The organism is Nonomuraea ceibae (assembly GCF_019396325.1).
GTDB classification, from domain to species: domain Bacteria; phylum Actinomycetota; class Actinomycetes; order Streptosporangiales; family Streptosporangiaceae; genus Nonomuraea; species Nonomuraea ceibae.
Genome location: NZ_JAHKRO010000153.1, coordinates 1 through 19,660, shown reverse-complemented (window position 1 = coordinate 19,660; position 19,660 = coordinate 1). Strand labels below are relative to the sequence as shown.

General features: G+C 72.1%; 18 protein-coding genes and 1 pseudogene. 6 read left to right on the top strand and 13 right to left on the bottom strand.

Annotated features, from left to right (window positions below; translation table 11 throughout):
• A pseudogene (locus tag KME80_RS45295) lies at positions 1-117 on the top strand (IS5/IS1182 family transposase); the annotation flags it as partial.
• On the opposite strand, the gene KME80_RS45290 reads toward KME80_RS45295, so the two are convergent.
• The 9 genes from KME80_RS45290 to KME80_RS45250 form a co-directional block, all read right to left on the bottom strand.
• Positions 96-1,733: a hypothetical protein gene (locus KME80_RS45290; RefSeq protein WP_219517962.1), complete on the bottom strand. Its 1,638-nt coding sequence runs from the start codon at positions 1,731-1,733 to the stop codon at positions 96-98. The pseudogene KME80_RS45295 and the gene KME80_RS45290 overlap by 22 nt on opposite strands.
• A gap of 5 nt (positions 1,734-1,738) precedes the next feature.
• Positions 1,739-1,987 (bottom strand): hypothetical protein, encoded by a 249-nt coding sequence (locus tag KME80_RS45285; RefSeq protein ID WP_219517961.1) that lies wholly within the window; start codon positions 1,985-1,987, stop codon positions 1,739-1,741.
• 213 nt (positions 1,988-2,200) lie between these two features.
• Positions 2,201-2,503: a hypothetical protein gene (locus KME80_RS45280; protein ID WP_219517960.1), complete on the bottom strand. Its 303-nt coding sequence runs from the start codon at positions 2,501-2,503 to the stop codon at positions 2,201-2,203.
• A gap of 3 nt (positions 2,504-2,506) precedes the next feature.
• Positions 2,507-3,106 (bottom strand): hypothetical protein, encoded by a 600-nt coding sequence (locus KME80_RS45275; RefSeq protein WP_219517959.1) that lies wholly within the window; start codon positions 3,104-3,106, stop codon positions 2,507-2,509.
• Positions 3,103-5,154, bottom strand: a complete 2,052-nt coding sequence (locus KME80_RS45270; protein WP_219517958.1) for a DUF6571 family protein — start codon at positions 5,152-5,154, stop codon at positions 3,103-3,105. The genes KME80_RS45275 and KME80_RS45270 overlap by 4 nt, the downstream gene beginning before the upstream one ends.
• A gap of 148 nt (positions 5,155-5,302) precedes the next feature.
• Positions 5,303-6,859, bottom strand: a complete 1,557-nt coding sequence (locus tag KME80_RS45265; protein WP_219517956.1) for a hypothetical protein — start codon at positions 6,857-6,859, stop codon at positions 5,303-5,305.
• 85 nt (positions 6,860-6,944) lie between these two features.
• A complete protein-coding gene (locus tag KME80_RS45260; protein ID WP_219517955.1) occupies positions 6,945-8,021 on the bottom strand; it encodes an ADP-ribosylglycohydrolase family protein in 1,077 nt (358 codons plus the stop codon).
• The gene (locus KME80_RS45255; RefSeq protein WP_219517954.1) at positions 8,018-8,665 is read right to left on the bottom strand and encodes a hypothetical protein; all 648 of its coding nucleotides are present in this window, start codon (positions 8,663-8,665) and stop codon (positions 8,018-8,020) included. Before KME80_RS45255 ends, KME80_RS45260 begins: the two co-directional genes overlap by 4 nt.
• Before the next feature lie 33 nt (positions 8,666-8,698).
• Positions 8,699-9,070, bottom strand: coding sequence for a DUF5997 family protein (locus tag KME80_RS45250; RefSeq protein WP_219517953.1), 372 nt, complete (start codon positions 9,068-9,070; stop codon positions 8,699-8,701).
• Between the two features lie 55 nt (positions 9,071-9,125).
• Between KME80_RS45250 and KME80_RS45245 the strand changes: the two genes are divergently transcribed.
• Complete coding sequence (locus tag KME80_RS45245; protein WP_308126200.1) at positions 9,126-9,857, top strand: LysR family substrate-binding domain-containing protein; 732 nt, start codon at positions 9,126-9,128, stop codon at positions 9,855-9,857.
• A gap of 20 nt (positions 9,858-9,877) precedes the next feature.
• Here KME80_RS45245 and KME80_RS45240 read toward each other — a convergent pair whose 3' ends face one another.
• Positions 9,878-11,566 (bottom strand): acyl-CoA dehydrogenase family protein, encoded by a 1,689-nt coding sequence (locus KME80_RS45240; RefSeq protein ID WP_219517952.1) that lies wholly within the window; start codon positions 11,564-11,566, stop codon positions 9,878-9,880.
• Between the two features lie 31 nt (positions 11,567-11,597).
• Here KME80_RS45240 and KME80_RS45235 point away from each other — a divergent pair, with 31 nt between their 5' ends.
• Positions 11,598-12,314, top strand: coding sequence for a PaaX family transcriptional regulator C-terminal domain-containing protein (locus tag KME80_RS45235; RefSeq protein WP_219517951.1), 717 nt, complete (start codon positions 11,598-11,600; stop codon positions 12,312-12,314).
• Here the strand turns inward: KME80_RS45235 and KME80_RS45230 are convergent.
• Positions 12,304-13,305, bottom strand: coding sequence for a hypothetical protein (locus KME80_RS45230; protein WP_219517950.1), 1,002 nt, complete (start codon positions 13,303-13,305; stop codon positions 12,304-12,306). The genes KME80_RS45235 and KME80_RS45230 overlap by 11 nt on opposite strands.
• Positions 13,306-13,420: 115 nt before the next feature.
• On the opposite strand from KME80_RS45230, the gene KME80_RS45225 reads away from it, so the two are divergent.
• From KME80_RS45225 to KME80_RS45215, 3 genes are all read left to right on the top strand, one after another.
• On the top strand, positions 13,421-14,818 hold the full coding sequence (locus KME80_RS45225) for a glutamate-cysteine ligase family protein (protein ID WP_219517949.1): 1,398 nt from the start codon (positions 13,421-13,423) through the stop codon (positions 14,816-14,818).
• A gap of 65 nt (positions 14,819-14,883) precedes the next feature.
• Entirely contained in the window at positions 14,884-15,921 is a 1,038-nt protein-coding gene (locus tag KME80_RS45220) for a zinc-dependent alcohol dehydrogenase family protein (RefSeq protein ID WP_219517948.1), read from the top strand.
• 80 nt (positions 15,922-16,001) lie between these two features.
• A complete protein-coding gene (locus KME80_RS45215) occupies positions 16,002-16,607 on the top strand; it encodes a response regulator transcription factor (protein ID WP_219517947.1) in 606 nt (201 codons plus the stop codon).
• Here the strand turns inward: KME80_RS45215 and KME80_RS45210 are convergent.
• Positions 16,491-18,560, bottom strand: a complete 2,070-nt coding sequence (locus KME80_RS45210) for a prolyl oligopeptidase family serine peptidase (protein ID WP_219517946.1) — start codon at positions 18,558-18,560, stop codon at positions 16,491-16,493. The genes KME80_RS45215 and KME80_RS45210 overlap by 117 nt on opposite strands.
• The coding region (locus KME80_RS45205) for an ATP-binding cassette domain-containing protein (protein ID WP_219517945.1) at positions 18,557-19,660 on the bottom strand (1,104 nt) is incomplete at its 5' end. The genes KME80_RS45205 and KME80_RS45210, both read right to left, overlap by 4 nt.

Below are 19,660 nucleotides of genomic sequence, written 5' to 3'. Positions count from 1 at the left end.
CGCGCGAATGCGCAGCTGAAAACCTGGCGCGTCCTTCGCAAGCTACGGTGTTGCCCTCTTCTCGCAGGTCAGCTCGTCAAAGCCATCCTCGTTCTTCAACTCCGTGAAGCAGGATGAAAAGCGTTCATTGACTTGAATGCCGCGAAGCGCGCGTCGTCGGCCTTCGCTGCTTCGATGGCGGAGATGTTCGCAGCATCGGTGATCGCCCAGGTTGTTCTGCTGAGAGCTCGCGCGGCCCGGGAGAATTCGGCACCTCCGCTGCGGCTCATGCGTTCTTCGAGAATGTCCTGCCGTGCAGCGTCGATCTGCTGGGGTGTGGCCTGAGGATGAGCCGCCTGCCATGTCGCGAAGTCAGCTCTGACCTCTGCGGCCACCTTGCCGGCCACTTCGTCAAGCATCTTGGCGGCATAGATCCCGTGGGCGGCGGTCACCGTCTGAAACGCGTCGGTATCAGCGAACGCCCAGGTCATGACCTTCTTGAGGTCGTTTGCATTCAACAAGGCACCATACGGTTCCACACCGCGCATATTCTTGTCCGGGTTCTGATCCGTCACCACGCCTGGCACTTCCTCGCTGAAGGACCGTGTTGCACGGTGTACGTCACCGATGTACTGGGCCAGGACGTTGCCGAGGTGGGTGCGGGTGTCGGGCAGGTTCGCCTGGACCTTGGCGTCCTTCCAGAAGTGGACCGCCCAGGAGGCGATGAGCGCGGACTTGTAGCCGCGCGAGCTGCCGGGAGGCAGGTCGTGATCGCGGAACTCGGTGCTGGCCGACTGGATGGCCCAGCCGAGTTCCGCGTTCGCGTCGCCGTCCCAGTGGTGTTTCCGCATCAGGTACGCCAGCGGTCTGCGCTGCGGGTCGGTGAAGAAGTCCTGGGCGACGGCGGGATGGTGTGCCAGCGCCACCAGGGCGGTGCCCATGGGGCTGAGGTCGCCGGGCGAGATGTCCTTGGGGCCCGGCATGGTCCAGACATCTCGCGGAAGGCTCGGGTCAGGCGGGTGGGCCACGTCCTTGTCGTACAGTTTCTGGACCACCGAGAGCAGGAATCCGTGGTCGAATTCGCCGTCCTGGAGCAGTCTTTTGACGGCGAACGCGTCCTGCGGGCTTTCGATGCCGTCGACCAGTTGGTCGGCGTAGTTGCCGGGGAGCTTCATCTGGCCGACCCTGCGTGAGGCCGTGCCCAGGATCTTGCTGAGCATGGTGGCGAGCCTGTCCTGGGTCGCGACGTCGCGCTGGGAGGGGCGTCCCGAGGGCGGGAGTCCTGCCCCGTACGCCCTGTTGATCAGGGCTTTGAGCTCGCGCGGCGGGATCTCCTTGGCGAAGGCCACGGCGAAGTACGGATCGCCCTTGTGCCGTTCGAGCTCCGCCACCGTCTTGGCGTCGAGGGAGTGGCTCTTGATCTGGTCGCGGAGCTTCGTGGCCAGGGTCTTGGCCGAGGCCGCGCCCTCAGCGGGCGACTTGGACAGCCAGGCTGATTCGTTGGCCCAGAGGATGCCGCCCTTGCCCGACTTCCGGTCCGGCTCGGCGAGGATCAGGTCGAGGCGGCCCTGGAGCGAGGGGATCTGGTCGCTCAGCTGACGGCCGATGGTCTGCAGGGGGCCCGGCCCCCACAAGGGGATGTCCAGGGAGGTCAGGGCGCGTTCCACCTGGCGGCCGACGTCGGGCAGGGTGTCGCCGGCCCGCTTCATGCCGTTGATGAGCTGGGTCATCAACGTGGGGTTGATGCCGACCATGGGACTCATCCGGCAGGCGCTCCCCTGGTCGGATCGGACGGCTGGACGGAGTCGAGCAACGCCAGAGCCTTGGCGAAAAGGTCCTTGAACGCCCGGTCCCAGCCGCGCAGGTCGGTGATGAGCCGGTCCCCGGCTTCGCCTTTGAGCGCGCCACCGTCGACCAGGCGAACCAGCGCGATCAGGTCATTGGCATGCTCATCGCGTAGTCGCTCGATGTGCCGTCGAGCGGCTTCGATCTCTTCCTTCGTCGCCATTGCCGCCCGATCTCGGGAGATAACGGGGTCGAGGACATGGTAGCCGTCGGGATGGTGAGGATGAAGCGAAATGCTGTGAGCCCGACACTATTGCTATGGCCGTCCCTATAAGGGGGATGACATTCACGCATTTTGCGGGCGCTTCTTTGGGAAGTCATGAAATCAGGTTTATGCACTGAGCCGAAGCAGCCGGGTCACGTTCCATCACCGGCGTCAGCCGAGGCGATACTTTCGCTTGATCGAGGCGGCCTCCTCCTCGGTCACCTCGGTGGGCGTCCGGCTCAGGACCTGGCGCAGTTCGTCCATGACGGCCTGCCCTGAGCTGCGGGCCCGGGAGCTGAACTGGGCGAGCTGGGCGTCGAACTGCTTGGCGGCCGGTCCGGTCCACACCTTGCCCGTGCGGAACATCCGGGTGGGACGGTCGACGTCCGCGTCGATCTGCTCGATCATCGGGCCGATCGTGCGGACGGCCTGCTGGAGCGCCTCGTGCAGCGGGTTGCGCACCATGGCGGCCAACGGTCAGTCCTTGGCCCGCTCGGGAGCGGGGGTCGCGTCGAGGATCAGCTTCGGGGCGATGAGTTTCATCATCGCGACCACGTCGGCGGCGTTGTCCCGGCCTTTGACGCCGTGGATCAGCTCCACGATGACCCGGTCGTAGCCGTGCACCAGCATCGCGGCTGCCTGCGTGTTGCCGGCACTGCCGTTCTGACTGTAATAGCCGACCGCTCCAGAAACGATCTCCGGCAGTCGCCGGGCACCCTGGCTGATTTCCCAGTCAACTTCACGCTCCCCGCCGGCAGGCGAGAGGATGATCTGCAGCACCTTCGGCTTGTTCCCGCTCGGCTGGTAGGCGCGACATGAGCCCGTGCCGTATTCCAGCCCGTCCACCATTTTCCCCACTGCCATATTGAAGCGACCCTCGATGATCGGATTCTGTATGCCTGTCATCAGACGGATGGCGTCAAGCGGAACGAAGTCACACACGTAGGGTGGGGCGGCGACCGATGGAAGCGGCGCCTTGTTCACCGGCGGCGGGCTCTCTTGCTGCCGGCATGAGACGAGTAGAGCAACCGCTCCCAGAAGCACGACGAGCCCGCTGCGAAAGGTTTTCCTCATCATTTGTACTCCGGCCTGCCTTCCCCGAAGCCTGAGCGCGACTCGTCGCGAGCCACCTTCCATGCGTCCCCCGCCAGGCCGTCGTAGAGCCATCTGTGATAGGCATCGAGTCGAGGTTGGGTGTCTCCCTTGTACGGGGCCATCTCCTGCTGCGTCATCAGAGAATTGCCGTCCTCCTTCAGGAAATTGTGCGGGGACTTGCGGGGGTCCTCGCCTTTCCCGAGTTCTTGCAGGGAGCCCCATGGGTGTGTGGACGCGGCCGGGTCGCTCTTGCCGAACAATCCGTGCCTGAGCATGGCGTCGGCAATCAGCTGATCATGGAGGTAGAGCGCCTCTCCATCGCCGATGTTCGCCTCGTAGGTGGCACGAGCCTTGTTCACGTCGGTCTTCGCAGCGTCCTCGATCAGGCTCGTCCATGAGCCCAGAGTGGTTGCGGTAATCGCCCACGCAGCGGTTTGCGGTATGCCGAGCCCCGTGTTGACCGCCGCCATGAATATCTTCACACTGCGCTCCTGCTCTTCGTCCAGTTTGACCCCCTGCTGGATCTTGGCAAGGCCACTGGCGTCGACTATCAGCCCGAATCCAGCTCCGGTCTCCCGGATGTTGGCCAGGAGCGGCTGAATACTGTGTCCGGCAGCTACCTGCGCGGCCCCATAGTCGATCACGCTTCTCGACCATGCGGTTTGAGCCGCGGTAATGGTCGCCAGCGCCTTCGCATCATGCGTGAACAGGCTCTCCATGATCTTGTGCAGGGCATTCCTGTCGAACTGCGCACCCCACAACTGGTCACTCGGCAGCAGATGGTCGCGAAGGCCGCCGTAAACGCCGGACTGGCCGCCGGACATCGGAACTTCAGCAATGCGATTGACGTCGTTGATGTACGCGCTGATGATGCGCGCCGTGGTTCCGGTGGTGGCGAAGGAGGGGCCTTCGGTTCCCGCGAGAATGCGCTTGGCCTCCCAGTGGATGAAGTCCGAGGCGAGCTTGGCGGAGATGTAGCCCGGCGAGGGCTGTTGTGGCGTGCCGTCGCGGTCTCGGTAGGTCATGGTGGCCGCTTCCAGGGCCTGCCCGAATGCCTTTCCGTCGTCGTACATCGGCCGTTCGGTGACGTAGCGCTTCATCACCTCCGGATCGCCCACGAAGAAGTCCTGAGCCGCCTTGGGGTGGTTGGCGAGCGCCTTCATGACGCCGATCATCGGATCGTGCGGACTGCCGCTCGCCACGGGGTCGTTCCAGGTTTTCCGGTCGAGTCCCTCCAGCGTTCTGGCCACGGCCACCAGGAAGTCGCGGTCGAATGTGCCGTGCGGAAGCAGTTCGGCGAGTGCGTGCTGGTCCACCGGGACGCGCAGGCCGCCGAGCATTTCCTTGCGCCAGGATTCGCTCATTCTCGGGCCTGCCGTGCCGAGTGCCTTGCCCAGGGCGGACTGGAGGCGCCGTTTGCGCTCGTCCTTGTGATAGACCAGCGCCGCCATGAGGTGACGGAACTTCTCCGTGCCGAGCGCGTACAGCAGTGACGTGGCGAATCCGGCGTCGCCCGCGCGTTTTTCCAGGCCGGCGACGGTCTTCTCGTCCAGTTCGTCGTTACGGCCGAGCTTGCCGAGTTCGAGCGCGGTCGCGTACACGTCGGCCTTTCCGGAGGCGGCGGTGTACAGGCTCTCGTCGAACGGTGTCATCCCGCCGCCGGACGCCGGGCCCCAGTCGGCTTTCACCGCCTGGATGGCCTCGTTGCGCTGACGTAGTTCCGGACGTTTGGCAGCGAGCCAGTGGCCGAGTTCGCGCAGCGCGGTCAGGCGGGAGGTGTCCAGGCCGAGCTCTTCGAGGGTGCGGCGGATGCGGGGTTCGTGGCGGGTGAGGGTGGTTTCGGCTTGGCCGAGGTCGCGTTCGAAGTCGTGCATCAGCGCCGGGTCGATCCCGGAGTAGCCCCAGTCGGGGGGCTGGGTGACGGCCGGTGGGGTGCGGGAGGGCTGTGCCGGGGTCGTGTCGGCGCGGTCCGGGGGGCGGTCCGGCGGGCGCTCGGGTGACGGCTGGGGATTCGGCGATGGGGTCGTCATCTCGGGTCTCCGGCACGGTCGAGAACAGCCGGATTATCCCCTGGCGCAGGGCTCCTCACGGGGGACGCATAACGTAACAGCATGGACTTTCCCGGCTTCGCGACGCGCGGACGCCTGGTTGTACGCATCGGGCTGCCCCCGGGTTCAGTCAGTCGGGCGGTGCTGCCGCGATCAGGCAGCGTTCGACCGTGTGGGCGAGTGCGCAGAGTCTGGGGTTGTCGTGGGCGCTGCGCTGGATCCAGCGCAGCACGGCCAGGTCGTCGCCGGTCATCTCGGCGAGCGGGAGGCGCAGGATCGGCTTGATCCGGGGCGAACGGGTCACCCGGGCGTAGCGCGCCAACGTACGGTCGAGGGTCAGGACGGGGGCGAGCGCGCCCAGCTCAGGGATGGCGTCAGGGGCCGGCGGCGAGGCCAGGTGGGGGGCCAGGGTCAGCACGTCGAGGAGGGGCAGGGCGAGCAGGTAGTCGCGCAGCCGGGGCCAGTCGCGCCACGCGGCCAGGGTCTGGGCGACGAAGAGCCGGTCCTCCTCGCGCTCGTGGCCGATGATCGCCGGCAGGTCGAGGCCGCGCAGCGGGCGTAATGCCCGGCGCAGGGGTTCGCGCAGGGGTTCGTGCCGGTAGCAGGCGGCCAGCTTCTCGACGTCCAGGCGGTTGAGCCGGCCGGACAGCAGGTTGAGGAAGGCGTGGCCGCGCAGGGCGGGCATGCGCTCGATCCGGGTGCGCAGCGGCCTCGGCAGCCGGGGTGAGAGCAGGGCGAACGCCAGCAGTTCGTGCGCGGTGGGCTCGACGATCGCGTCCAGCGTGTGCTCGGTGAGCGGGGTGCCTCGTGCCTGGAGGTGGTCGAGCAGGGCGTCGCCGGGGTCGGTCAGCCACAGCCGCCAGCCGTAGGCGCTCGCCTCGGGATCGAGGTCATGGGGGTTGCCGAGAAGCTCGGGCCAGGTCCGGCCGCTGGACAGCGCCTGCGCCCACAGTGCCGTGAGCTCCTCCCCGCCCGCGTGGCGGCAGCGCCGCTCGGCCAGGGCCACGGTGCCGGGGACCCGGCTGCGCAGGGCCGCCTGGACGACATCGGGCGGCACCGTGGGGAGAACCTCGTGCGGCGTGGTCCAGGAGAGGAAACTGCACAGGTACGCGTCGTCGCGCTCGGCGAGACGGCGCAGGAACCACTCCTCCAGCTCCAGCGCCCTCAGGTGGCGCGCGACCCGGAGCACCTTTCCGTCGGTGCCGGGGTCCTGGGTGAGGTGGGCGCCGTCGGGGTCGAGGTCCAGGTAGCCGTCGCGGTCCCCCACGGCCAGCAGGACGCGGGCGCGCAGCGCGGGGTCGGCGGGGAGCAGGCCGTGGTCGGTCAGCTCGCGCAGCCACGCGGCGGCCTCGTCGTCCGGGCGACCCCAGCTTTCCCGGTACACCCTGTCGATCTCCGCCGGGCGCCCCCGCGCGACGACGGTCCGCAACGCGATGGCGCGCACCCCGTCGAGGCGGGCGAACACCGCCTGGACCAGCTCGTCCTCGGTGAAGGCGTCGGTGGCGCCCAGCCGGCCGGTGCGTTCGAGCAGCCCCCACAGGACCGGGTCACCGCCCCTGCGCCAGCCCCGCCACAGCGCCCGGATCGCGGTCCGGTTGCCGCGCCGGACCTGCCAGGAGATCCACCGGCGGGCCGCCCGGGCCCGGAGGCCGCTGCCGCAGGCCCGCGTGACGATGTCGTCGATCATTCAGCGGGGCGTCCCCTCGCTCAGCCGGTCGATCACGCCTTGATGATGATCCGAAATGCCGGGCCGGGCAATGGGCGGGCGCGCGTCACCACCCGGGGTAGCGGGTCAGCCAGGTGGGATCCTTCGGCCGCCCGTACGCGCCTCCGGACGGGCTCTCGGTCAGCTGGGTCACCAGGTCCCGGGCGAGCGTGTCCATGATCCGCCCCAGCTCCAGTCTGCCGAGCAGCCCGTCCGGCCACACGCCGGCGCCGTGCAGGGCCCCGAGCAGCGCTCCGGTGACGGCGGCGACGGACTGCCCGTCGGGCGCCGTCGCCGCGAACGCCAGCGCGTCCACCGCGTCCGCCGGGTCCACCGCCTCGCCAGGACCGGGCCATGACGCCGCGACGTACAGGCCGCCGGACAGCGCCGACCGCGCGGTGGCGTCGGGCGCGATTACCGCCAGCCGCGCCCGGTCCCGGGGCGCCTGCCGGGCCGCCGCGCACACCGTACGGGCCTCGTCCAGGATCTCCGACACCTCCGGCAGCCGGGGCAGCCCGGGCCCGGATGCCACCGCGTCCGCGAGGGACCCCGCGGTCAGGCAGCGGCCTGTCAGGATCGCCGCCGCCGCCGTCGCCCGGTACGCCAGCGGATCGCCGTGGGTCAGCGCGGCCACGTCCTGGGCGAGCTCGGCCAGCGCGTCGGGGGCGACATTTCCGGACAGTACGGCCAGCGGGAGGGAACGGGTGAGAGCATGGCAGCCCCGGCTCTGAGTGGACGGCCGCTCGATGCCGCCCTGCTCGGGCCGGTTCAGCGCCCGTACGGTGGCGGGCGCCGAGCCGCGCCGCTCCCGCAGCTCCGCCACGCCGGCGAGCCGGCCGTCCGGCCAGCGCGCCGTGCCCGCCGCCCAGCGCCGGTGCCGCTCGTGCGTCTCGATGCCCTGCAGGGCGGCCCATCGGCAGTACGCGTGCCAGATCACCGACGGCGGATGGCAGATGCCCCTGTGCTCGCCCCGGACCCAGGCGCGGATGACGCCCTCGATCGTGAAGGCCGCGAGCTGCGTGCTGACCCCGGCCAGGAGCGGCCCGGCAGGCGGAACGGCCCCGCGGCCGACGCTGTCACCCAGCGCCAGCCCCAGCACCAGCCCGCGCACCCGCCCCACCCAGGCGTCATCGCCCCCGCTCATGCCGACCGGTGCACCCACGAGCCGAAGAGCGACAGAACCAGGCCGCTCCGGAAATCCGGCGCGGGCACCCGAACCGACCGGACCAGCGGCCCGTCGCCGGGGACGGGCTCGCAGCAGCCCTTCCCCGGCGCGTACCGCCTGACGGTCTCCTCCCAGCAGTCGAAGAACGCCCACTCCCCCGCCGTGGAGACGTAGCAGAGGACGCGCAGGCCGACGACGAGACCGGGCGGGCCGAAGGCCGCTTCGACCTCGTCACGGCGTACGTCCCGCTGCCCGGACCAGGTCCGCGCCTCGTCGATCAGCGCGGCCCACTCGCTCTCACCGAGCGTCCCGCCGACCTCCAGGTAGCCCAGGCGGTGGAACTGCTCGGCGTACACCGACGCGACCTCTTCCACGCACCTGCTGCCGGAGCCGAACACCTGGGCGAACGCCCCGGGCACGCCGCACGCGCCGTAGCGGTCGCCGAGCGTCCGGCGGATGGCGGCGAAGTCCTCGTCGCGCTCATCGAGGAAGCAGAGGTTCTCCAGGAACATCCTGGCGACGGTCTCCATCTGGGGACCGTCCGAGGCGTACATGCCGGCCCGCTTCATCATCGACGGGACGGTCTCCAGCCAGCGCTGCCGCAGCTCGGTTGCCGGACGCATCCCGTCAACCTACCGCGCCGGGCGGCGGGCGGGTCAGGCCTGCTTGAGGCGCTGGGCTTCCTTGCGGACCTCGGCCTGGACGGAGCGCTCGTGCTCCAGCCACGCCGGGTTCTCCGCCTTCAGGGCGTCGATCTCGGCCGTGGTGAGCGGGTCGGTGATGCCGCCCCTGATCAGGCCGGAGACGGACACGCCGAGCTTGGCGGCGACGACCTGCTTGGGGTGGGGGCCGTTGCGGCGCAGGTCGGCGAGCCACGCGGGCGGGGAGGACTGCATCGCGTTGAGCTCGCTCCGGGAGACGACGCCCTCCTGGAACTCGGCGGGGGTGGCCGAGAGGAGGATGCCCAGCTTCTTGGCCGCGGTCGCGGGCTTCATCGTCTGGGGCGTCTTGGGCTTGGGCGAGGTCATGGGGTCAAGGGTAGTCAGTACGGGGCGGTTCCTTTGACATCGGTACCCTGTGGGGGTGACTCAAGAGGAGACGTTCCGGCTGGCGTACTCGCCCGGGGTGACGCCCGCGAAATGGGCCGGCGTCTGGGCCGAGCGGGTGCCCGGCGTGCCGCTCACGCTGGTCGCGACGCCCGCGGCCGAGGTGGTGCCGCTGCTGCGTGACGGCGGCGCCGACGCGGGGTTCGTGCGGCTGCCGGTCGAGCGTGACGGGCTCAGCGTGATTCCGCTGTACGTGGAGACCACGGTGGTCGTGGTGCCGAAGGACCACGCGGTGACGGCGGCCGACGAGGTGACCGTCGCCGATCTGGCCGACGAGGACGTGTTCCATCCGCTGGACGACGCGCTGGAGTGGACGGTGCGGCCGGGGGTGCCCGCGTTCGAGCGTCCGGCCACGACGGCGGACGCGGTCCAGCTCGTGGCGTCGGGGGCGGGGCTGCTGCTGGTGCCGCAGTCGCTGGCGCGGCTGCACCATCGGCGTGACCTCACCTACCGGCCCGTGACCGACGCGCCGCAGTCGCAGGTGGGGCTGGCCTGGCTCACGGAGGCGACGACGGACCTGGTGGAGGACTTCATCGGGATCGTCCGGGGGCGGACGGCCAACAGCTCGCGGGGCCGCGCCCCGGCCGAGCCGGCGCGCAAGCCGAAGAAGAAGCCGGAAGCCCGGCAGCCGGCCCGGGGCAAGGCCGCCCACAAGAAGACGACACAGCAGAAGACCACACAGCAGAAGAAGGGCCGCCGCCCCCGGTGATCCCAGGCCCTGGCGCGGGGTCAGGCGGTGAACGTGCCGGCGACCAGATCGTCGAAGTGCTCCAGGTCGTCCGCCGCCGTCCGGTCGAGCCCGCGCAGCGGCCCGTGGTCGGCCAGGTGGGCGTCGGCGTAGAGCCGGGCCACCAGCGCCTTGCGCGTCCCGTGCCCCGCGCGTTCCTCCCATCCGGCCTGCTCGACCAGCAGCGCGGCGGCATACACGTCGGCCATGAACTGGGCCAGCGGATACAGCCGGGCCTCCGCCACCGCGGGGTCGAGCGCGGACCAGGCGATGATCGCCTTGCGCAGGTCCTCGACGCGCCCCCGTACCAGCGACCAGTCGCCTGAGGGCGGCGACTGCAGGGCGGCCTCCAGGCGGTCGAGGAACGGCTCGTGGGCGTTCTCGCGCAGCATCGCGCGGCGCACGTCGAGGCAGAGGATGTTGTCGCCGCCCTCCCAGATGGGGTTGACCTGGGCGTCGCGCAGCAGCCTGGCGACGGGCCACTGCTCGATGTAGCCGTTGCCGCCGTGCGCCTCGACGGCGTCGCTCGCGGCGGTGAGGCCGAGGCGGGCGGCGCGGAGCTTGATGAGCGCGGGGGCGAGGCGCAGGCGGGGGCCGACGTGGCCGTCGAAGACGAGCGCCTGGGCGGCCTCGGTCTCGACGATGAGCTCGGCGAGCTTGCGGCGCATGAGCGGCTGGTCGATGAGCGGGCGGCCGAAGGCCTCGCGGGCGCTGGTGTAGCAGAGCGCCTCGACGAGGGCGCGCCTGGCGAGTCCGGCGCCCATCATGGCGACGCCGAGCCGGGAGGCGTTGGTGAGCTTCATCATGGTGCCGAGCCCGGAGCCGGAGCCGGGCCCGGCCAGCAGGAACGCCTCCGCGCCGGTGAACTCGACCTCGGCCGAGGCGACGGAGCGGGTGCCGAGCTTGTCCTTGAGGCGGCGGATGCGCACGCCGTTGCGGCTGCCGTCGCGGCGCTCCCACAGGACGAGGAAGGGCGCGACGGTGTCCGCGTGGCGGGCCAGCACGACGAACGCCGAGCCGTTGGCGTTGGAGGCGAACCATTTGAGGCCGGTGAGCAGCCAGGCGTCGCCGTCGGGGACGGCGGTGGCCTCCAGGGCGGCCAGGTCGGAGCCGCCGGTCCGCTCGGTGAACATCTGGGCGGCCTCGCCCGAGTAGTGGCCGTCGGCGAAGATCCGCTGGACGCGTTCCTTGACGTCGTCGGGGGCGTGGCGTTCGGCGAGGGAGACGACCATGTCGCCGCCGGTGCCGAGCGCGCAGCCCATGCCGATGTCGGCCTGGTCGAGCAGGTAGGTCCAGGCGGCGGCGAGCGCGGCGGGGTCGGCGCCGTGGGCGCGGGCCTGCTCGGCGAAGGCCGGGGAGGTGAAGTTGTCGGCCAGGAGGGCGCGCCGGGCCGTGTGGAAGGAGGGCGGCATGACGACCTCGCTGATGTCGCGCCCCCATGCGTCGTACTTCTCCAGGCGCGGCGGGTTGCGGTCGGTCTCCTCGGCGCACTCGGCGATCAGGCCGCCCATGAGCGCGCCGAGCCGGTCGAGGTGCGGCTCGGCCCAGGCGTAGCCGTCGCCCAGGTGGCGCCGCATGAGCAGGCGCAGCGCCGGGTCGCAGCGCCACCAGTTGCGCCCGGCCGCGCCCTGGTAGCGCTCGGTGGCGTAACGGTCGCTGCCGTCGAACGGTTCGGTGAGATAGCGGCGCATACTCCGGAGTGTTACATATACTCGACACGCGATGGAAGAGCGTAATGGACTGAGTGCCCGGTCGGCGGTGTTGAGCGCGTTGCTCGGCAGCCATCCGCCGAGCCTGCCCTCGCGCCGGCTGGTGCGCATCGGCGCGCTGTTCGGCATCGCCGAGGGCACGGTGCGGGTGGCGCTGTCACGCATGGTCGGCGCGGGCGACCTGACCCAGGAGGGCGGCCTCTACACGCTGTCGGAGCGGCTGGTGGAGCGCCAGGCCCGGCAGGACGAGAGCCGCGCCCCGCACACCCGGCCGTGGGACGGCACGTGGGAGATCGCCGTGGTGACCGCCGAGCGGCGGGCGCCGGCCGACCGGGCGGCCTTCCGCCACACGATGACCGCGCTGCGGCTGGCCGAGCTGCGCGAGGGCACCTGGATGCGGCCAGCCAACCTGCTGCGCGACTGGCCCGGCAGCGTGACCGCGCAGTGCACGCTGATCGACGGCCGCCCGCACGGCGACCCGACCCCGCTGCTGTGGGACCTGGAGGGGTGGGCGGCCGAGGCCCGCAGACTGGAGGGGGCGCTCGGCCGCGCCGAGGGGCTGGCCGAGGGGTTCCTGGTGTCGGCGGCGGTGCTGCGCCATCTGCTCGCCGACCCGCTGCTGCCGCCGGAGCTATTGCCGCCCGGGTGGCCGGGCGGCGAGCTGCGCGAGCGTTACGACGCCTTCGACCGCCGCTACCGGCGGCTGCTCGAACGGCACCTCACAGACTGACCCCGAAGATCACCCGCTTGCCGCGGAACTCGGTGAGGCTCCACAGCTTGCCGTCGTGCACGGTCAGGTCCTCCGGGCCGACCGGGTACGGCCTGGCGGTCACCTCACCGCCGCGGTCCACGAGCAGCCTGCCGTTGCCGGAGCTGCCGCGCGACTGGCTGAGATACCAGATGTCGCCCTGCGAGAGCGCGCCCTGGATCTTCTCGTGGCCCAGCAGGTGGGCGTCCTTGGGCGTGCCCTCCAGCGGCAGGTCCCAGCGGGCGACCCGGCCGCCCGGGCCGTTGTCGTACTCGCCGGAGATGAGCGTGCCCGAGGTCCGGTCGACGGCGGCGAAGGAGAAGACCGCGCCCTTGTCCGCCACCCGCCAGAAGTCGCTCTGCGGGATCACGTAGCGGTAGCCGAAGGCGTGCAGCCGGCCGCCGTGGCGGCCCACCCGGTTGCCGTCGCCCAGGTCGTCCTGGACGGTGCGCAGGTCGAGCACGTGGTTGAGGTCGAAGACGCGCAGCCCTCTGGTGGTGTCGGCCACGTACAGCAGGTCGCCGTGGCAGGCGACGCCGCCCGCGTGGATGTCGATCGGCGCGTAGGCGCCGTCGGGCTTGGCCTCCACGAGCAGCGCGTGCCGGTATTTCAGCGTGCGCGGGCTGAAGAACGTGGCCCTGATGCCCCGCTCCCCCCGCTCCGGCTTGTAGTACCAGGTCGCCACGAACACCGGCACGCCGATCGAGCCCGAGTCGTCGCCGCTGGTCAGGCCCTGCGGGTACCAGTCGAGGGTGTCCTGGTCGCCGGCGTCGAAGGCGTACCACTCGGCGGGGCGCGGGCTCATCGCGCCGAGCGCCGCGCGGGCGCCCCGGCGGACCGCGTCGCGGTTGGCGGCCTCCAGCACCGCCTCCACCGAGGCGGCGCCGATCTCGCCGGCCAGCCTGGCCGCCCCCTCGGCCAGCGAGCCGGTCGCCCGGCGCAACGTGAAGGGCGTCTCGTCCGTGGGAAGCATGTTCCCAGTCTGGCTGATGTGGCGGGGCTTTCAGGGGGGTATCGGCGATCCGGTCCCCCGCGGGGTCCGCCGCCGTGGGAGGTGTCAACCCGCTCCCCCAGGACAGAGGGGGGTGATGGGACGGGATCTGCACAAGGCGCGTTTTTCCGAGGAAGAGTTCCGGCTGTTCGGCGAACGGCTGGAGGAGCAGCTGGGCGTGCTGCGCGAGCTGCTGGAGCGGCCGGGGTTCGGCGAGGGCCCGGTCACGATCGGCGCCGAGCTGGAGTTGTTCCTCGTCGACGAGGCGGGCCGGCCGCTGCCGCGCAACAGCGAGGTCCGGGCGACGCTCGACGACCCGCGCGTGGTGCTGGAGCTGGGCCGGTTCAACCTGGAGGTGAACCTGACGCCGCTGCCGCTGGCCGGGCAGCCGTTCGAGCGGCTCGGCGCGGAGATCCAGGAGACGTTGCGCAAGGTGGACGCGGCCGTCGACGGGGGCGGGGCGCTGCCGATCGGCATCCTGCCCACGCTCGACGCCGACGACTTCACGCCGGACGCGATCAGTGACGAGAACCGGTACGAGGCGTTGAGCCGGGGCATCCGGCGGCTGCGGCTGGAACCGTTCCTGGTCAAGATCGACGACCTGGAGCTGTCGGTGGAGAACGTGATCCTGGAGAGCGCCAACACCTCCTGGCAGGTGCACCTGCGCACGCCGCCCGGCCGGTTCGCCCGGCTGTTCAACGCCGCGCAGCTCGCCATCGGCCCGGTGCTGGCGGTGTGCGGCAACTCGCCGCTGTTCCTGGGCCGGACGCTGTGGGAGGAGACGCGGATCGCGCTGTTCGAGGAGGCGGCCGACGACCGCGACGTGGAGCGGCTGTACCGCAAGGACGGGCGGGTCACGTTCGGCTCCGACTGGGTGAAGGAGGGCGCCTACGAGGTGTTCGAGCGGTACGTGCGCGACTACGACCCGGTGGTGCCCGATCTGACGGCGGCGGGCGATCCGGCCGAGGTGCCGCAGCTCCGGCTGCACCAGGGCACGATCTGGCAGTGGAACCGGCCCGTCTACGACCCGGCCGACGGCGGCCACCTGCGCATCGAGATGCGGGCCCTGCCGGCCGGGCCGTCGTGCGCGGACATGGCGGCCAACACGGCGTTCCTGCTCGGGCTGACGCTGGCGCAGGCCGAGCGCGACCTGACCGGTTACCGGTTCGCGCAGGCGTACCAGAACTTCTACCGGGCGGCCATGCACGGGCTGGACGCCAAGCTGTCGTGGCCCGGCAGGGACGGCGAGTTCGAGGCCGCCGACCTGGTGCTCAGCCTGCTGCCGGAGGCGCGGGCGGCGCTGCTGGGCGCCGGGGTCGCGGCCAGGGACGTGGAGGACGCGTTCGAGATCATCGAGCAGCGGACGCGGCTGCGCCGCACCGGCGCGGCCTGGCAGCGGGAGACGCTGAAGGCGTTCGGCGGCGACCGGGAGCGGCTGGTGCGCCGCTACCGCGAGCTGGCACTGTCGGGCCTGCCCGTCCACCTGTGGCCGTAAGGGGGCCGGGCACCGCTCCCACCTGCCCTTGCGCGAGCCGCGGCAGTTGACCCTAAGCTCATGAGATGCGAGCGGTTGCCTTTGACGTCTTCGGTGGAGAGCTCGACGTGCGCGAGCTGCCCGACCCCGCCCCCGCCCCGCACGGGGCGGTGATCAGGGTCGAGGCGACCGGTCTGTGCCGCAGCGACTGGCACGGCTGGCAGGGGCACGACCCGGACATCCGGGTCCTGCCCCACGTCCCCGGCCACGAGCTGGCGGGTGTGGTGGAGGCCGTCGGCGCCGAGGTGCGCGGCTGGCGTCCTGGCGCCCGGGTGACGGTCCCGTTCGTGTGCGCCTGCGGATCCTGTACGGCCTGCGCCACCGGCGACCAGCAGGTGTGCGAACGGCAGACGCAGCCGGGCTTCACCCACTGGGGCTCCTACGCCGAGCTCGTGGCCGTCGACCATGCCGACGTCAACCTGATCGCGATCCCGGAGGAGATGGCCGCGGTCACCGCCGCCGGGCTCGGCTGCCGGTTCGCCACGTCGTTCCGGGCCGTGGCCCAGGTGGGGCGGGTGCGGCCGGGCGAGTGGGTGGCGGTGCACGGCTGCGGCGGCGTGGGGCTGTCCGCCATCATGATCGCCACGGCGGCGGGAGCGCGGGTGGTGGCCGTCGACATCAGCACCGACGCGCTCCACCTGGCCGAGCAGGCGGGCGCCACCCACTTCGTCGACGGCTCGGCGGGCGACGCCGCCGCCCAGGTCAGGGAGCTGACCAGGGGCGGCGCGCACGTGTCGCTGGACGCGCTCGGCAGCCCGCAGACGTGCGCCGCCTCGGTCGAGAGCCTGCGCCGGCGCGGCCGTCACGTACAGGTCGGGCTGCTGCCCGGCGGGCCCACGCCGGTGCCGATGGACCGGGTCATCTCCCAGGAGCTGAGCCTGCTGGGCAGCCACGGGATGGCCGCGCACGCCTACCCGCCGATGCTGGAGATGATCAGGGCCGGGCTGCTGCAGCCCGACCAGCTCGTCACCCGGACGATCGGCCTGGCCGACGCCGGCAAGGCGCTGGCCTCGATCGGCTCCGTCCCCGGCGTCACCATGATCACACCCGGATTCCCTATCTGACATGGCCGCTTTTCAGCGGGGCGCGTTTGGGTAAGGATGAGACGCCCTGTGTGACTGCCCGCCTGACCACGAGGAACGCGATGATCCGAACCTTGCTGGCCGAGGACATGCATCTCGTCAGGGGGGCGCTCGTCGCCCTGCTCGCCTACGAGGAGGACATCGAGATCGTCGCGGAGGTGGACCGGGGTGACCGGATCCTCTCCACGGCGCTCTCCTGCAAGCCCGACGTCGCGGTGCTCGACATCGCGCTGCCCGGCCAGGACGGGCTGTCGGCCGCGGCCGAGCTGCACCGCGAGTTACCGGAGGTCGGGGTGCTGATCCTGACCGGGGTGGGCACGCCCGGCCTGCTGAAGCGCGGGCTGGACGTGCACGTGCGCGGCTTCATGGCCAAGGACGCGCCGCCCGGCCGGCTCGGCGACGCGATCCGGCGGGTGGCCGCCGGCGAGCGGGTGATCGACTCCGAGCTGGCGATCGCCGCGATGAGCCCGTCCGACGCGCCGCTCACCCAGCGGGAGCTGGACGTGATCGGCGCGGCGGCCGAGGGCGCCTCGGTGCCGGAGATCGCCGCGTCACTGTTCCTGGCCGAGGGCACCGTCCGCAACTACCTGCACCGGAGCACGTCCAAGCTGGGCGCGCGCAGCCGCATCGACGCCATCCGCATCGCCCGCGAAGCCGGGTGGATCTGAGCGGGTGTGCTCCGCCAGGAAGGCCAGCGCGTCGGCCGCGAGCGCGATGGACCTGCTGACGGCCCGCGCGCCGTGGCCCACGTCCGGCTCGTGGCGCAGCAGGATCGGCCGGTCGCCGCCGGTGGCGCGCTGCATCGCCGCGCACATCTTGCGCGCGTGCATCGGGTCCACCCGTGTGTCGGCCGCCGAGACCGTGAAGAGCGTCGCCGGGTAGTCCACCCCGTCGCGGACCCGGTGGTAGGGCGAGTAGGCCAGCAGCCACGCGAGCTGCTCGGGGTCGTCGGGGTCGCCGTACTCGCCGACCCACGACGGGCCGAGGCCGCTGCGGTGATAGCGGACCATGTCGAGCAGCCCGGCCGAGCACACCGCCGCCGCGAACAGGTCCGGCCGCCGGGTGACGGCCGCGCCGACGAGCAGGCCGCCGTTCGACTCGCCCCAGACGGCCAGCCGGTCGGGGGTGGTCCAGCCGTCGGCGACGAGCTTCTCGGCCGCCGCCGTGAAGTCGTCGAACACGTTCTGCTTGCGCTCCAGCATGCCGTCGCGGTGCCACGCCTCGCCCTCCTCGCCGCCGCCGCGCAGCCCGGCGACGGCCAGCACGCCGCCGGCCTCCACCCAGGCGAGCGAGTCGCTGGCGTAGCCGGGCAGCAGGGGGATGCCGAAGCCGCCGTAGCCGGTCAGGATCGCCGGCCGGGGGCCGCCGCCGGACGGGCGGGCCACGACGAGCATCCGCACCCGGGTGCCGTCGGCCGAGGTGTACTCCAGGCGCCGGCTCTCCACGTCCGGCGCCGGCACGTGCCCCGGCGGGGTGGCCCACAGCGTGGCCTCGTCCCGGCGCGCGTCGTAGCGCCACACCTGCGGCGGCGTGACCGCGTCGGTGTAGCTGAACCACGCCTCGTGCCCCCCGCCGGGCCGTGACGTCAGCGGGCCGATCGAGCCGAGCCCCGGTAGCGGCACCTCGCCCAGCCGCTCCCCCGTCTCCGCGTCGTGCACGCCGATCTCGCCCACGGCGTGCCGGGTCGCCGACAGCAGCAGCCTGCCGCCCTGAAGGACGGTGAACGAGCCCAGCACCGCCTCGGGATCCTCCGCGACCAGCTCGCGCCACCGCTCAGGAGCCTCCGGATCGGCCACGCACAGCCTGCGGCGCGGCGCGTCCCGGTCCGTCAGCAGGTACAGCCGCCCGTCGGGGCCCACCCCCGCGGCCGTGCGCGCCCGCACGCCCTCCTGCACCGCGCGCGGCTCCCCGCCGCGCGCCAGGTCGGCCAGCCAGACGTCGTGGTACGAGGCGCCCGCCGAGATCAGCAGCCAGCGGCCGTCCGGGCTGATCGTCAGCCCGTAGGAGACCGGGCCGCGCTCGAACACCGGCACGTCCTCGGCCTCGCCGATCCGGTGCAGGTAGACGCCCTGGTGGAAGCGTACGTAGTAGAAGGCGTCGCCGCCGGGCAGCCAGGCCACCGGCGAGTAGCGGCAGCCGCCGATCGGGCCGTCGACCCGCTCGCCCGTGGCGACGTCGCCCACGTACAGGTCCGCGCGCTCGTCCCCGCTGCGCGAGAGCTGGTACGCCAGCAGGCGCCCCGCCGGGTCCGGCTGCCAGTCGTCGAGCGTCGTCAGGCCGCTCGGGTCGAGCTCCATCGGGTCGAGCACCGGCCGGTCGTCGCAGTACAGCACCGGGTGCTCCTGCCCGGCGTCCTGCCGCAGGTGGAAGCGCCGCTCGCCGCGCCACACCGGGGCGGTGACCAGGCCGACGCGGCTCAGCTCGGTCAGCCGGGCCAGGAAGCGCTCGCGCAGCGGCGGCCGGGCCTCACGCCACAGCGCGTCCTGCCCGGCCAGCCAGGCGCGGGTGTCGGGGCTGGCGGGGTCCTCCAGCCAGCGGTACGGGTCGCGCACCTCGTGGCCGTGCAGGTTCTCGACGAGGGGCAAGTAGGACGCTTCTGGATATTTCACGATTTTTGTCATGACACGGTCTCCGGTTCCCAATGTCCGGCCAGATCGGCATACAACGGTGAGGCGGCCACCAGCTCGTCGTGCCCGCCTACGATCGCCCGCCCGCCGTCCAGCAGCAGGATCCGCCGGGCCCGCAACGCCGACGTGAGCCGGTGCGCGACCACCACCAGCGTCCCGCCCCGCCGCACGAACGCCCGCTCCACCCGCGCCTCGGCCGCCGGGTCCAGATGGCACGTCGCCTCGTCCAGGATCACCAGCCGCGCCGGCGCCACGTACGCCCGGACCAGCGCCACGAGCTGCCGCTGCCCCGCCGGCAGCGCCCCCGGATCCACCACCGCCCCGTAGCCGCCCACCGCCTCCACCAGCTCCCTGGCCCCCAGCTCCGCCACCGCCCGGTCCAGCACCGCGTCCACCTCGTGGCCCCCGCCGGAACCGGCCCCCCGCACTTCCCCAGCAGCGCCCACCGGGGTCTCCGCCTCTTCGGTGGGGTGTTCGCGGAGGTAGGTGAGGTTGTCGCGGAGGGTGCCGCGGAAGACGTACGCCTCCTGCGGGATGAGGACGCGGGCCGCCGGGTGGACGTCCGGGGCGGGGATGCCGCCGACGAGGACCTCGCCGGCGCCGGGCCGTAGGGTTCCGGCGACGAGCGCCGCCAGCGTGGACTTGCCCGCGCCGCTCGGCCCGACGACGGCCAGGTGGTCGCCCTCCGGGATGCGCAGGTCCAGACGGTCGACGACGGGCTCGGAGTGGGGCCCGTACGCGAACGAGACCCCGCGCAGCCGCACCTCGGCGCCCGGCGGCGTGAGGCGGGCCGAGACGGGCGGGCGGGCCGGGGCCGCCGCGGTGATGCGCGCCAGCGTCGCCGCGAGCCGTACGCCGCTGACGCCCAGCCCCTGGATGAGGCCGTTCAGGGCGGGGGCGAGGGACTGGGTGACGTACGCGAGCGTGCCGACGATGACGCCCGCGCCCGCGCCGCCCGCCAGCAGCCGGGGCGTCCCGGCGAGCACGAGCACCACCGGCAGCCAGCCGCCGACGGCGAGCGCGGCGGTGCGCACCGCCGTCATCCTGGCCAGCGACCGGGCCGCGGCGGCCTGCCGGGCGACGCGCGCGGACCG

What these genes read in the sequence shown, in the direction of transcription:
- KME80_RS45265 (WP_219517956.1), bottom strand. Translation starts at nt 6,859, where the DNA reads ATGATCGACGACATCGTCACGCGGGCCTGCGGCAGCGGCCTCCGGGCC.
- KME80_RS45260 (WP_219517955.1), bottom strand. Translation starts at nt 8,021, where the DNA reads ATGAGCGGGGGCGATGACGCCTGGGTGGGGCGGGTGCGCGGGCTGGTG.
- KME80_RS45250 (WP_219517953.1), bottom strand. Translation starts at nt 9,070, where the DNA reads ATGACCTCGCCCAAGCCCAAGACGCCCCAGACGATGAAGCCCGCGACC.
- KME80_RS45290 (WP_219517962.1), bottom strand. Translation starts at nt 1,733, where the DNA reads ATGGTCGGCATCAACCCCACGTTGATGACCCAGCTCATCAACGGCATG.
- KME80_RS45230 (WP_219517950.1), bottom strand. Translation starts at nt 13,305, where the DNA reads ATGCTTCCCACGGACGAGACGCCCTTCACGTTGCGCCGGGCGACCGGC.
- KME80_RS45220 (WP_219517948.1), top strand. Translation starts at nt 14,884, where the DNA reads ATGCGAGCGGTTGCCTTTGACGTCTTCGGTGGAGAGCTCGACGTGCGC.
- KME80_RS45255 (WP_219517954.1), bottom strand. Translation starts at nt 8,665, where the DNA reads ATGCGTCCGGCAACCGAGCTGCGGCAGCGCTGGCTGGAGACCGTCCCG.
- KME80_RS45275 (WP_219517959.1), bottom strand. Translation starts at nt 3,106, where the DNA reads ATGATGAGGAAAACCTTTCGCAGCGGGCTCGTCGTGCTTCTGGGAGCG.
- KME80_RS45215 (WP_219517947.1), top strand. Translation starts at nt 16,002, where the DNA reads ATGATCCGAACCTTGCTGGCCGAGGACATGCATCTCGTCAGGGGGGCG.
- KME80_RS45285 (WP_219517961.1), bottom strand. Translation starts at nt 1,987, where the DNA reads ATGGCGACGAAGGAAGAGATCGAAGCCGCTCGACGGCACATCGAGCGA.
- KME80_RS45225 (WP_219517949.1), top strand. Translation starts at nt 13,421, where the DNA reads ATGGGACGGGATCTGCACAAGGCGCGTTTTTCCGAGGAAGAGTTCCGG.
- KME80_RS45270 (WP_219517958.1), bottom strand. Translation starts at nt 5,154, where the DNA reads ATGACGACCCCATCGCCGAATCCCCAGCCGTCACCCGAGCGCCCGCCG.
- KME80_RS45210 (WP_219517946.1), bottom strand. Translation starts at nt 18,560, where the DNA reads ATGACAAAAATCGTGAAATATCCAGAAGCGTCCTACTTGCCCCTCGTC.
- KME80_RS45240 (WP_219517952.1), bottom strand. Translation starts at nt 11,566, where the DNA reads ATGCGCCGCTATCTCACCGAACCGTTCGACGGCAGCGACCGTTACGCC.
- KME80_RS45235 (WP_219517951.1), top strand. Translation starts at nt 11,598, where the DNA reads ATGGAAGAGCGTAATGGACTGAGTGCCCGGTCGGCGGTGTTGAGCGCG.